At 74.2% G+C, this 12,369-nt stretch carries 12 protein-coding genes; 4 read left to right on the top strand and 8 right to left on the bottom strand.

Going from position 1 to position 12,369, the window contains the following annotated elements; translation table 11 throughout:
• Positions 1-31: 31 nt before the first annotated feature.
• Entirely contained in the window at positions 32-793 is a 762-nt protein-coding gene (locus tag MED15_RS24750) for a TetR/AcrR family transcriptional regulator (RefSeq protein WP_112737087.1), read from the top strand.
• A 9-nt stretch (positions 794-802) separates the two neighbouring features.
• Entirely contained in the window at positions 803-1,837 is a 1,035-nt protein-coding gene (locus MED15_RS24755) for an AraC-like ligand-binding domain-containing protein (RefSeq protein WP_112699745.1), read from the top strand.
• A gap of 155 nt (positions 1,838-1,992) precedes the next feature.
• Here the strand turns inward: MED15_RS24755 and MED15_RS24760 are convergent, their stop codons facing one another.
• From MED15_RS24760 to MED15_RS24795, 8 genes are read right to left on the bottom strand one after another with little or no spacing between them, the layout of a single operon-like run.
• Positions 1,993-2,976, bottom strand: a complete 984-nt coding sequence (locus MED15_RS24760) for a DNA topoisomerase IB (RefSeq protein WP_112583401.1) — start codon at positions 2,974-2,976, stop codon at positions 1,993-1,995.
• Positions 2,960-3,913 (bottom strand): glycosyltransferase family 9 protein, encoded by a 954-nt coding sequence (locus MED15_RS24765; RefSeq protein WP_112737089.1) that lies wholly within the window; start codon positions 3,911-3,913, stop codon positions 2,960-2,962. The genes MED15_RS24760 and MED15_RS24765 overlap by 17 nt, the downstream gene beginning before the upstream one ends.
• Entirely contained in the window at positions 3,910-4,611 is a 702-nt protein-coding gene (locus MED15_RS24770; RefSeq protein WP_112583403.1) for an SDR family oxidoreductase, read from the bottom strand. Before MED15_RS24770 ends, MED15_RS24765 begins: the two co-directional genes overlap by 4 nt.
• Positions 4,608-6,068 (bottom strand): PfkB family carbohydrate kinase, encoded by a 1,461-nt coding sequence (locus MED15_RS24775; RefSeq protein WP_112737091.1) that lies wholly within the window; start codon positions 6,066-6,068, stop codon positions 4,608-4,610. The genes MED15_RS24770 and MED15_RS24775 overlap by 4 nt, the downstream gene beginning before the upstream one ends.
• A 40-nt stretch (positions 6,069-6,108) precedes the next feature.
• Positions 6,109-6,825, bottom strand: coding sequence for a D-sedoheptulose-7-phosphate isomerase (locus MED15_RS24780; RefSeq protein WP_112737207.1), 717 nt, complete (start codon positions 6,823-6,825; stop codon positions 6,109-6,111).
• Positions 6,822-8,039 (bottom strand): glycosyltransferase, encoded by a 1,218-nt coding sequence (locus tag MED15_RS24785; protein ID WP_112602193.1) that lies wholly within the window; start codon positions 8,037-8,039, stop codon positions 6,822-6,824. Before MED15_RS24785 ends, MED15_RS24780 begins: the two co-directional genes overlap by 4 nt.
• Positions 8,024-8,998 carry a glycosyltransferase gene (locus tag MED15_RS24790; RefSeq protein WP_112737093.1) on the bottom strand — a complete coding sequence of 325 codons (975 nt, stop codon included), beginning with the start codon at positions 8,996-8,998 and terminating at the stop codon, positions 8,024-8,026. Before MED15_RS24790 ends, MED15_RS24785 begins: the two co-directional genes overlap by 16 nt.
• Positions 8,995-10,671, bottom strand: coding sequence for an HAD-IIIA family hydrolase (locus MED15_RS24795; RefSeq protein WP_112737095.1), 1,677 nt, complete (start codon positions 10,669-10,671; stop codon positions 8,995-8,997). Before MED15_RS24795 ends, MED15_RS24790 begins: the two co-directional genes overlap by 4 nt.
• 174 nt (positions 10,672-10,845) lie before the next feature.
• Here MED15_RS24795 and MED15_RS24800 point away from each other — a divergent pair, with 174 nt between their 5' ends.
• Both MED15_RS24800 and MED15_RS24805 read left to right on the top strand, forming a co-directional pair.
• Positions 10,846-11,274: an SRPBCC family protein gene (locus MED15_RS24800; protein ID WP_341866358.1), complete on the top strand. Its 429-nt coding sequence runs from the start codon at positions 10,846-10,848 to the stop codon at positions 11,272-11,274.
• Positions 11,271-12,272 carry an SDR family oxidoreductase gene (locus tag MED15_RS24805; protein ID WP_112583409.1) on the top strand — a complete coding sequence of 334 codons (1,002 nt, stop codon included), beginning with the start codon at positions 11,271-11,273 and terminating at the stop codon, positions 12,270-12,272. Before MED15_RS24800 ends, MED15_RS24805 begins: the two co-directional genes overlap by 4 nt.
• Positions 12,273-12,369 lie beyond the last annotated feature (97 nt).

Raw genomic sequence — 12,369 nt, forward strand, 5'->3', positions numbered from 1 at the left:
CAGAACTAGGATGGCGGGGCAAGGAGGAAATGTGGCGGCGAAGACAGACGACAGCGGGCCCGTACTCCCGGCGGCCATCGAGAGCGCGTGGGGGCTGCGGGAGCGGCCACCCAAGGGCCCCCGGCCGGGAATGAGCGTGCCCGCCATCGTGGACGCCGCCGTACGCGTGGCCGACGCCGACGGCCTCGCGGCCGTCTCGATGAGCCGGGTGGCCAAGGAGTTGGGCGCCGCGACAATGGCCCTCTACCGGTACGTCGGCTCGAAGGACGAGCTGCTGATGCTCATGGTCGACACCGGTTACGGCCCCTCGCCCGGCCCACCCGCCCCGGAGGACGACTGGCGCGCCGGCCTCACCCGGTGGGCCTGGGCCGAGCACAAGGTGCTGCGGCAACGGTCCTGGCTGCTGCACGTGCCGATCAGCGGCCCACCGATCACCCCGCAGCAGCTCGGTTGGATGGAGGACGGGCTGCGCTGCCTGGACGGCACCACGCTCGGCGAGGGCGAGAAGATGTCGGTGCTCCTGCTGATCACCGGGTACGTCCGCAACGAGGCCACCCTCACCTCACAGATCGCCGAGGGCAGCCGGGCCGCCGGCGTCGAGCCCAGCGAGATGATGCCGGCGTACGGTCGGCTGGTGGCCCGGCTCATCGACCCGGCCCGCTTCCCCGCGCTGCACCGGGTGCTGAGCGCCGGTGTGCTCTACCAGGACGACGACCCCGACGACGAGTTCGCCTTCGGCCTGGACCGGATCCTTGACGGCGTCGAGGCGCTGATCCAACGCCGGGCGGGCTGAGGGAGCCCCATGCTGCCGAGAGACATCATCGACACCACCGTCCTGCCACCCGGCGAACGGTTCGGCATGTGGCTGGACCTGGTCGCACGCACCTCGGTGCCGCTGCGCATCCAGTCCGCGCACAGCGACGACTTCGCCGCCCGCGCCAATTTCATCGCGCTCGGCCCGATCCAACTGGCGCAGTACGAATACCCGTCCCTGGACGCCACCCGGACCCCGAAGCTGGTCCGTCAGTCCGACCCGGAGCTGTACATCCTCGCCCTCACCACCGGCGGCATCGGCACGTCCAGCCAGGACGGTCGCCGCAGCGAGATCCTGGCCGGCGAGTTCACCTTCTACGACGGGTCCCGCCCGCACGACGTCTGCCACCACGCCACCGAGCCGGACCGGGACCAGGCCACCTCGATCGTCACGATGATCCCGCACGCCGCCCTGCCCCTACCGCCGCAGCGGATGGCCGCGCTCTACGGCGGCCGGATGTCCGGCAGCGAGGGGATCGGGGCGCTGCTGGCGCAGTTCCTGCTCCAGGTGACCGGGCACCCCGAGCAGTACCATGCCGCCGACGCCAGCCGGCTCGGCGCGGTGGGGCTCGACCTGGCCACCACAATGCTCGGCCGGCACCTCGTCGCCGAGGACGCCGTGCCCACCGAGGTCCGCCGCCGGGCGCTGCTCACCCAGGTGCAGTCGTACATCCACCGCCACCTCGGCGAGGCGACACTCGGCCCGCAGGTCGTGGCCGACGCCCACCACATCTCGGTGCGGTCCCTGCACCGGTTGTTCGAGGCCGAGGACGTCACTGTGGCGTCGTACATCCGGGATCTGCGGCTGGCCCGGTGCCGGCGCGACCTGGCCGACCCGGCGCTGCGCACGCAGCCCGTGCAGACCGTGGCGGCGCGGTGGGGTTTTTCCGACAAGGCCCACTTCAGCCGGGTATTCCGGGCCGCGTACGGCACCACCCCGCAGGAACACCGCGACAGTGGTTCGGATTTGGCGCGGATCGTCAACCGCCAGGCGTCCACGGTCAACTCGCTGCCGGCAGACTGACACCAACGCGGCCGGCCGCCACCTGGTGGGCCGCCAACGGGGGCCGTGGCGAGGCGCCCGCCGCGCGAGCGGCGGGCGGCCGCCCGGTGGCACCCCACTGACGCCCGAGGCTCCGGCTCCGTCGCGCTTCCCCCCAGAACCGCCGACGGGGCCGGTCAGGCCCCCTCCAGCAGCTTCAGGACGACCTGCTCCGCCTCCTCGCGAGGCGCCTGCGGGTCCACCGACGCCACCACCCCGTCGTGGTAGAGGTCGACCACCCGGGGGTCCACGTACGACGCGCGAGCCACCGTCGGCGTGTTGCCCAGCAGCTCCGCCACCTCACGCATCACGGCGACCACCGCCTTCCGCCGGGCGGTCATCGAGCGGGCCGGGCCGACGGTGGCCAACTCGGTGGCCGCGAGCACTGTGGCGTGCCAGGTACGGAAGTCCTTCGCGGTCATCTCCCCACCGCTGGCGTCGCGCAGGTAGCCGTTGACCTCGTCGCTGCGCACGTCGCGCCACTCCCGGCCGTCCCAGTAGCCGAACAGCCGCTCCGCCCGTCGCCGACGACGGCGCAGATCCACCAGCACCTGGCACAGCTCCGGGTCCTCGATCCGGCGTACCTGCTCGATGCCTCCCTTCGCGGGAAACACGAACACCACGCAGCCGCGCCGGGACCGGGCATGCTCGGGGCGCAGGGTCGCCACCCCGTACGTCGGGTCGTCGCCGTTCGCGTACTGGTCGCTGCCGACCCGGAACATCCCCATGTCCAGCAGTCGGGTCACCGTCGCCAGCACCCGGTCCCGGCCCAGCCCACGGCCGTCAAGGTCGCGCCCCACGCGCTCGCGCAGCGCCGGCAGCCGCCGGGCCACCTCCAGCATGTGGTCGAACTTCGCCTCGTCCTGCTTCTCCCGCCACCGCGGGTGGTAGATGTACTGCTTTCGCCCGGCCGCGTCGATCCCGATCGCCTGGATGTGCCCGTTCGGGTGCGGGGCGATCCACACGTCCTGCCAGGCCGGCGGAATGACCAACTCCCGCAGCCGGGCCAGGACATCCGGATCCCGCACCGGAGCCCCGGACTGGTCGACGAAGAGCCAACCCCGTCCGCGCCGACGCCGTCCGTACCCCGGTCGACCCGGGTCGCTACGCCGCAACCGCACCGGAGACCCGCACCACCCTCTCCACCTCGGCCACGGCGGCCAGCACCTCGTCAAGGCGCAGAGCCGCCATCGTCGGGTGGCTTCCTACCCCGTCCCACCTGGGCCAATCCGCCTCGCCGGCCCAGAGCACCCGGTGCCGCGGCCGATCCGGTGGAGGCCCCCAGTGCGCCGGTGGCACCGGCCCGAAGAGGACGACCGACGGGGTGCCGTACCCGGTGGCCAGGTGGGCGACCCCGGTGTCCCCGCTGACCACCAGCCGGGCGTCGGCCACCAGCGCGGCGAGCGCGCCGAGGTCGGTCCTGCCGGCCAGCACGGCGTCCGAGCTCAGGCCCGCCGCCTCCGCCACCCGGGCCGCCAACGCCCGTTCGTCGGCCGAGCCGGTGAGCAGCACCCGGTGCCCCTGGTCGGTCAGCGCCCGGGCCAGCGCGGCGAACCGCTCGGCGGGCCACCGCTTGGCCGGGATCTTGCTGCCCGGGTGCAGCACTGTGACACCGCTGGGCAGCCCCGCCGCCCCGGGCCGACGCAGGCTGAGGTCGGCGCGGTCGGCCGGGATGTCGTACCAGGACAGCAGCCGGCACCACCGGTCCACCTCGTGCTCGTCGACGGCCCAGCGCGGGCCGTCGGCGCGGCCGGCGTCCGGGCTGGCGAAGGCGAGCAGCCGACCGGGCCGGGTTGCCGCGAGCAGCCGGTGCGACTGCGGGCCGCGCCCGTGCAGGTTGACCGCGACCCGCGGGGCCGACCCCACCCGGAGAGGGCGATCCAGCCCGGCGGTGTCCACCAGCCGGTCGACGCCACCGACCAGGTCGACCAGCGGGGACAGCCAGCCGGGCGCGGCGAGCGCCAGCTCCCGCGACGGGTACGCGGCCCGCAGCGCCCGCAGCGCGGGCACCGCGGTCACCAGATCGCCGACGCCGAGGGCGCGCAGCACGAGGATCACGGGTACGAGGTCTCCTGCTCGGCGCAGACCACCATCTCGCGCACCGCGCAACCGGGCGGCTGGTTGAGCGCGAACATGATCGCGGCGGCGGTGTCGGCGGGCTCGTTGAGGTTCGCGTCCGGCCCCGGCTTGTACTGCGGGTCACGTTCGTCGAAGAACGCGGTACGCATCCCACCCGGAATGAGCAGGGTGACGCCGACCTGACCGGCAAGCTCGGCGGCGAGGGCTCGGGTGAACCCCACCACGCCGAACTTCGCCGCGCAGTACGCGGTGGCGTCACTGACCGCCTTGACGCCCAGGGTTGAGGCGACGGTGACGATGCGGCCCCGGGAGGTCAGCAGGAACGGCAGCGCGGCCCGGATCACCGCCGCGGTGGCCAGCAGGTCGACGGCGACGATCCGGTCCCAGGTCTCCCCCGGCAGGTCGCCGAGTCGACCCGGCACGTCCGTGCCGGCGGCGGTCACCACCGCGTCCAGACCACCGGCCTGCTCGGCGAGGTGCTGGGTGGCCACCTCGGCGGCTCGCGTGTCGGCCAGGTCACACTCGGTCCAGGACACCCCGTCGGCCGGCGGTTGCCGGTCCAGCACGAGCGGTCGGCCACCGGAGGCGGCCACCGCGGCGACCACCGCCGCGCCGAGGCCGCTGGCGCCGCCGGTGACCAGGACGGTGGGCCCGGCGCCGGGCCGCGTGGCGGTCATCGGGTCCGCTCCGCGAGCGTGCGGACGATCAGGTCGGTGGTGGAACGACCGTCCAGGTAGGGCACCACCACGGTGTTCCCACCCCAGCGGCGCAGGACCTCCGCCTCCGGCAGGGTGACGCTCGCGTCCCCACCGCCGGTGGCGTAGTCGCCGCCCTTGACCCACACGTCGGGGCGTACCCAGGACAGCGCCGTCTCCGGGGTCGGCTCGTCGAAGATGAGGACCGCGTCGACGCAGCTCAGGGCGGCCAGCAGTCGGCTGCGGTCAGCTTCGGACTGCACCGGCCGATCCGGCCCCTTCAACCCGGCCACGCTGGCGTCGGAGTTCAGGCAGACGATGAGGCACTCGCCGAGCTGCCGCGCCGCCTCCAGGGTGGCCACGTGCCCGGCGTGCAGCAGGTCGAAGCAACCGCCGGTCGCCACCACAGTGCCACCCGCGGCGCGTACCTCACCCAGGAGCGTGGCGACAGCTGCGACTCCCACCCGGTCGGCCACCGCACCACCTCGTGGTGCCGGCTGGAGGGCTCGCGGCCCCGGCGCACTCCTGGCCCGCACCGTAGGCGCCGATGGAGGCAGCACCGTGGCCACTCCCCCACCGGCCACGTACGCGGACGCCTCGGCGACCGCCACCTGCACCGCCTCGGAGACCAGCGCGCCCTGGGCCAGTGCGAGGCTGGCCGCCGCCGCGAACCGGTCGCCGGCACCGCAGGTGTCCCCCTCGGCGCTACCCGGCGTCGGCACCACCAGCGGCGTGGACCCGGCGTGGCAGAGCAGCGCACCGTCGCCGCCCAGCGTCACAGCGACCGCGCCGGCGCGCCAGCGCCGTCGTAGCCCCTGGGCGCCGCGGGACGCGGTGGCAAGTCGGGAGGCGCCGGGCAGCGCGGGGACCAGCTCGCGCACCTCGGACTCGTTCGGGGTGGCCAGGTGTACGCCGGGCACGGCTGCCGGGCCGCGCGGATGCGGGTCCCACACCACCGGTGCGCGGGTGGCGGCCAACGCGTCGCGCAGCGCGGGCTGCCGGGCCACCCCCCGGCCGTAGTCGCTGACCAGCACCGCCGACGCCGCGGCGATCACCCGGAGCACCTCGTCGGAGGGCTGACCCGGCTCCCCGGACGCCCCGCCCCGGTCGTGGCGCAGCAGCACCCGCCCCCGGGCCCGCAGCCGGATCTTCTCCGGCGTCGCACCGGAGAGGGCCAGTGGGTACACCTGCACGCCGGCGGCGGCGAGCAGCGCGCTCAGCCGGGCCCCGCCGGCGTCGTCGGCGAGCGCGGTCACCAGCACCACCTCGGCGCCCTGCGCGGCGGCGAACACCGCCGCCAACCCGGCGCCCCCCGGTCGGTCGGTGGCCACGGTCTCGTCGAGCACCGGCACCGGGGAATCCGGGCAGAGCCGGTTCACCACACCTTCCACATCCCGGTCGAGCAGGGTGTCCCCGAGCACCACCACCGGTCCCCTCACGCTTGCCTCCTCATCGTCACGCGTCGACCTGCTGTCCGACTCACGCGTCGACCTGCCGTCCGGGCCCGCCGTCGAGCACCACCTCGACCCCGGTGCGTACCGGCGCGGAAGGCAGCCGACCGGCCGGTGCGGGCTCCCCGGGCCCGGGGTGGACGACCGCCGGATCGGCGACTGCCGCCAGCGCGGCGGGCAACTCCTGTTCGAGGTACTCGCAGAGCAGATGACTGGTCACCAGGTGCAGCTCCTGGACGACCTGGGTGTCCGGGGACGCGACGGCCAGCACGTCGTCGCAGGCGTCGGCGAGCGGATTGGGCGCGGTGCCGGTGAGCGCCCAGGTGGTCACCCCGACGTCGCGGGCGGCCTGCGCGGCGGCGACCAGGTTGGGGCTGGTTCCGCTGGTGCTCAGCAACAGCAGGATGTCGCCAGGGCGGCCGTGGGCGCGCACCTGGCGGGCGTACACGTCGGTGTAGCCGTAGTCGTTGGCGATGGCGGTGAGCGCGCTCGTCTCGGCGTGCAGCGCGATCGCGGACAGCGGCTGGCGGTCGTCGTGCAGCTTGCCCACCAGCTCGGCGGTGAGGTGCTGGGCCTCCGCGGCGCTGCCGCCGTTGCCGGCCACCAGCAGGCGCCCCCCGGCGGCCAGCCGGTGGGCCAGGTCCGCGCCCCAGCGCGCCAGCTGTCGCTCACACCGTCGGTACGGCACCAGCGCCGCGGCGAGATTCGTCAGGTGGGTGTCGAGCAGGCTGTCCGTCGGCATCAGGCCACCACCCGGGTCGGCCGGCGCACGGCGGCCACCTCGCTGTAGACCTCGACCAGCCGCTCGGCGGTGGCCGCCCACGAGTACCGCTCCCGGGCCCGCTCACGCGCCGCCGTCGCGTACGCGAAACGCCTGATCCGGTCGTCGAGCAGCCCCTGGATCGCGGTGGCCAGGGCGTGCGGGTCCCGGGCCGGCACGAGGTCACCGGTCGTCCCGTCGACCACTGTGTCCCGGATGCCGCCCACTGCCGTGCCGACGACCGGCACCCCACAGGCCATCGCCTCCAGCGGGGTCAACCCGAACGGCTCGTACCAGGGCGCCGCGACCAGCAGGTCCGCCGAGCGGTACCAGCGGCCCATCTCCTCCCGGGGCACCGCGCCGACCAGGTGCACCCGATCGGCAACCCCGCACGACTCCGCGAGGGCCCGCAGCCGCCGGGCGTACGGGTCGGTCTCCAACAGCCCCTCGGGCGGGCCGCCGACGACCACGCACTCGGCGTCCGGAACCAACGCCATCGCGCGGATCACGGTCTGGAAGCCCTTGCGCTCGACCAGCCGACCCACGGTGAGGATGCGGGCCCGCCCCGGTTCCCGGTCGGCGGCCGGTCCGAGCGGGGCGAAGGTGGCGAGGTTGACCCCGGAGGGCACCACTGTCATCCGGGACCGGGGCACACCCATCCGGACCAGTTCGCCCACCTCGTCGCGGCACTGCGCGACGATCCGGTCCACCGAGCGGCCCAGCTCCCGCTCGTAGGAGACCCGTCGGGCCGGGCTGGTGTCCTGCACACCCTGGTAGCGGCGCTTCACAGTGCCCAGCGCGTGGTACGTCTGCACCACCGGCACCCCGGTCTGCCGGCCGGCGGTCAGCCCGGCCAGGCCGCTCATCCAGAAGTGCGCGTGGATCACCTCGGGCACCCAGTCGCCGCCGCGCCACCGCTCGATCAGCCAGTTGCTGAACTCCCGCATGTGCGGCAGCAGCGCGTCCTTGGCCACCGGCTCGGCCGGGCCGGCCGGCACGTGCACCACGTCGTACCCGTCCGGGCTGCGGACGGTCACCGGCAGGTCGGGCGCGTCGCGGCGGGTGTAGACCCGCACCTCGTGCCCGGCGGCGGCGAGCGCGGCGGACAGCTCCGCGACGTGGGTGTTCTGGCCGCCGGCATCCTCCCCTCCGAGGACGGCGAGCGGGCTGGCGTGCTCCGAGATCATCGCGATCCGCATACTTCCTCCTCCAGCAGCCGGTCCCAGTCAGCGAGGAAACGGTCGAGGCCGTACCTGTCGCGCGCGGCGGTTCGCGCCGCCGCTCCGGCCTGCCGCGCGGTAGCCGGTTCGGCGATGAACCGGCGGGCGGCGTCGAGCAGGGTGTCGGTCCGGGTGGCGAGCGCCCCCGCCTCCGGGGGCACCGCCATCACCGCCTCGGTGGTGGCGAGCGCGACGACCGGCATGCCGATCGCCATCGCCTCGATGAGGCTGAGCCCGAGGGAGGTCCACCGGCACAGATGCAGGTACGCCCGCCGGCGAGCCAGTTCGGTGTGCATCCGCTCCTGGGGCACGTCATCGTGGCTGGTCAGCCGGTCGGCGGGCAGCCCGAGGTGGTCGGCCAGGCCGGCGACGCCCATGCCGAAGACGTCCAGCGGCGCGATCTCGGCGAACTGGGGCAGCAGGTCGGTGCCGGTGACCCGACCTCGCCGTACCGGCTCGTTGATCACCACGGCGAGTCGGTCCAGCTCCCCGGTGTAGGACGCGGAGGGAGCGACGATGCCGTGGTCGACCACTGTGGAGCGGGTGGCGCCGGTGTCCCAGAAGATCTGGTTGAACCCGGTGACGTGGGCGATGAGCAGGTCGTCGCGGTCGGCCATCGGGTGGCGGGTGTTCGGCACGTCGCCCTTGGGGGTGTTGTGCTCGACGTAGATCGCAGGAAGGTCGCGACCGGGGCGGCGACGAAGCCACTGCTCGGCCCGGTCGATCTCCTCGGGGCGTTGCAGGATGACCAGGTCGACGTCTGCAATCGGCAGCTCCTCCGGGCTGACCTCGACCGCATTGTCCGGCCACGGGTAGGTGCGGGCCCGGCCGAGGCCGTACGGGCCGCGGTCGGGTGTGGTGGGAATCAGGTAGCGATGGCTGCCGTGCACGAACGACGTGGTCCAGGAGCCGTGCACGTGCCAGAGCAGGATGTTCATCGGCCGCCACCACCGCTGACGGCGAGAGTTCGAAGCGCGTCGACCACGTCGCCCGGGTCGACACCGCTGAGGCAGGGGTGCCCGGGGACCGGACAACTGGCCGCCCGGGTGTCCCGGCAGGGAGCGGCGGCGTCGCCGAGCCGGACGGTCGGCACCCGGTAGGGCCCCCACTGACCGAACGGAACGGTCGGCGCGAAGAGACTCACCACCGGCACACCGGCGGCGGCCGCCAGGTGCGCGGGCCCGGTGTTGCCGACCACCACCGCGCTGGCGTCCGCGACGATAGCGGCCAACCCGGCCAGGTCGGTGCGGCCGCCCAGGTCGGTGCCGCCGGCCGCGGCAACCCGGGCGGTGACCGCGCGCTCGTCCGGGCCGCCGGTCACCAGCACCCGGTGCCCGGCGTCGGCCAGCGCCCCGACGATCCGGGTGGCCACCTCGGGCGGGCAGGCCCGGCTCGACGCGGCGGACCCGGGGTGCAGCACCACGTACCCCGGATCGCCGAGGTCGGCCGGGCGCGGCGGCACGGCGTCTCGGCGCAGCCGCAGGACCGGTTCGTCGCCGTGGGGCAGCCGGTGGCCGGCGGCGGCGGCCAGGGAAAGGGCACGTTCGGGTTCGGGGACGCCCACCGGCACCCGGTGCCGGATGTCCAGCAGCGAGCCCGGATAGTCGTCGCTGATCGCCGCGATCCGGTGGACCCCCGCCATCCGCAACAGCAGCGCCAGCGGCAGGGCGGACTGGTGGAACGAGGTGAACACCACCGCCTGGTCCGCGCCGACCGCACCCAGCCGCGCGGACAGGCTCCGCATGGCCTCCGGGTCGACCGGCCCCGGCGCGGGGTCGATCCACGGCAGCGGATGCTCGATGATCTCGTCGACGCCGGGCAACAGGTCGGCGGCGGCCCGACCACGCGGCCCGCACAGCAGCACCACCCGCTCCGCTCCAGCCGCGACGGCGCGGATCGCCGGGCCGGTGACCAGCACGTCACCCGCCGAATCCGAGCGGACCACGAGCGCCGTCCGTACCGGTTCGGTGGTCGGGGTCGAGGGCTGCACAGCCTGTTGGCGGCGCAGGATCTCCGCCACCGCCGCCGGCAGATCGGTGGCCACCCACCCGGCGGCGACGACCTCCTCCGGCCGGGTCACCGGGGTGGGCACCAGCAACCCCGCGGCCCCGGCGGCCATGGCGGCGCCGACGTCCCGGCCGATGTCGCCCACGAGTACGCAGCGGGACGGCGTCGTGCCCAACTCTCGGGCGGCGGCGTACACCAGGCCCGGCGCCGGCTTGCGGCAGTCACAGCCGTCGGCGTCGTCGTGCGGGCAGACCAGCCACGCGTCGAACCGGCCCAGCAACTCCTCGACGCGGGCGTGCACGGCCCGCATCTGCTCACCGGTGAAGTAACCCCGGGCCAGGCCCGACTGGTTCGTGACGACCGCCAGCCGCAGCCCGGCCGCGCGCAGCCGGTCCAGCGCCGCCCGAGCGCCCGGCACCGGCCGCACCTTCTCCGGGTCGCCGTTGTACGGCACGTCCTCGATCAGGGTGCCGTCGCGGTCCAGCAGCACCGCGTCGTAGAGCACCGCTCGGGGGCTTGCGACAGACCCGGAACCGGCGCGGTCAGCAGCGGCGTACACCTGGGCTGACCTGCGCTGATACGGATCCTCCTGGTCCTGTCGCACAGCCGGCGGGTTCCCTGCGCCCCGAGGAGTAAACGTCGTCGTGGAGGCGGTGGGCCAGCGCCGCCAGCGATGCCCCGGGTCGGCCTTACCCGCCGTCTGAGAGAAGCTAACCAGGTCAGCCGTTAGCCCGTGCCGTGCTCCGGGTATGGGATACCGGTGGCGATTGTGGAGAAAGTGATTGACGCTTCCCCGCAGCAGGTGTTCGACGTGCTCGCGGACGGATGGACGTACAGCGACTGGGTGGTCGGCACGACACACGTACGCGACGTGGACGACGCCTGGCCCCGGGTGGGCAGCCAACTGCACCACAAGGCCGGGCCGTGGCCGTTCTCCTTGCAGGACGCCTCGACGGTGCTGGTCTGCGAACCGCCGCACCGGCTCGTGCTGAAGGCCGGTCTCTGGCCGGCCGGCGAGGCGATCGTGGCCTTCACGCTGGAGCCGGTCGGCGAGAACGCCACCCGCATCCGGATCGGGGAGGATTTCGCCGCCGGCCCGCTGCGCTGGGTCCGCAACAAGGTCAACGATCTGGTGCTGCACCTGCGTAACCGGGAGACCCTGGACCGCCTCGCCGACATCGCCACCCGGCAGAAGGGGTCACCGTGACGCAGACCGTGGTGGTGACCGGGGCGAGCGCCGGCGTCGGTCGGGCCGTCGCCCACGCGTACGCGGCGCGCGGCGCCCGGCTGGCGCTGCTGGCCCGGGGCGAGGCAGGTCTGGTCGCCGCCGAGCGGGAGTGCCGACTGCGCGGCGCGACCGACGTGCGGGTGTACCGGGTCGACGTGGCCGACGCGGGCGCGGTGCAGCAGGCCGCCGACGACGTGGTGCACCGGTGGGGCGGCATCGACGTGTGGATCAACAACGCGATGGCGTCGGTGTTCGCGCCGGCCTGGGAGATCCCAGCTCGCGAGTTCCGTCGGGTCACCGAGGTCACCTACCTGGGCACGGTGCACGGCACCCTCGCCGCGCTGCGGCACATGCGGGCGCACGGGCGGGGCACGATCGTGCAGGTGGGCTCGGCGTTGGCTTATCGGGGGATCCCGCTGCAGTCGGCGTACTGCGCCAGCAAGCACGCCGTCCAGGGGTTCAACGACTCGCTGCGCGCCGAGCTGCTGCACGACTGCCCGGGGGTGAAGTTGTCAATGGTGCAGCTGCCCGCGGTCAACACGCCGCAGTTCTCCTGGGTCCGCACCCGGCTGCCCCGGCATCCGCAACCGGTACCGCCGATCTTCACTCCGGAGCTGGCCGCCCGGGCCATCGTCTGGGCCGCCGACCGTGGCACCAGGGAGCTGAACGTGGGTGGCCCGACCTGGCAGGCCCGGGTGGGCGACGCCCTGTTCCCCGGCCTGCTGGACCGCAAGCTGGCCCGCGACGGCTACGACAGCCAGCAGACCGGCGAGAAGATCGATCCGGCGACCTGGCGGGACAATCTGGATCACCCCGGCGATGCGGACACGGACCGGGGCACGGCGGGCGTGTTCCGCGAACAGGCGCGGGACCGTTCCGCGGCACTGTGGGTGGGCACGCACAAACCAGCGCTCTCCGGTGTCGCGATCGCCGTCGCAGCGCTCGCCCTCAGCGCGGTCGCTCGCCGTCGTCGTTGACCAGCGAGCCTCTGACCAGGGCTTCGACGCCTGCGCACGGTGGGTGGCGAGGGTCCGCAACTCCCGGAAGGGGTGCCTCCCTCAGACCGAATGCGGG

This window comes from Micromonospora noduli, assembly GCF_003264475.1.
GTDB lineage: Bacteria > Actinomycetota > Actinomycetes > Mycobacteriales > Micromonosporaceae > Micromonospora > Micromonospora noduli.

Coding starts and splice junctions, on each gene's coding strand:
- MED15_RS24755 (WP_112699745.1), top strand. CDS start 803: ATGCTGCCGAGAGACATCATCGACACCACCGTCCTGCCACCCGGCGAA.
- MED15_RS24770 (WP_112583403.1), bottom strand. CDS start 4,611: ATGACCGCCACGCGGCCCGGCGCCGGGCCCACCGTCCTGGTCACCGGC.
- MED15_RS24785 (WP_112602193.1), bottom strand. CDS start 8,039: ATGCGGATCGCGATGATCTCGGAGCACGCCAGCCCGCTCGCCGTCCTC.
- MED15_RS24790 (WP_112737093.1), bottom strand. CDS start 8,998: ATGAACATCCTGCTCTGGCACGTGCACGGCTCCTGGACCACGTCGTTC.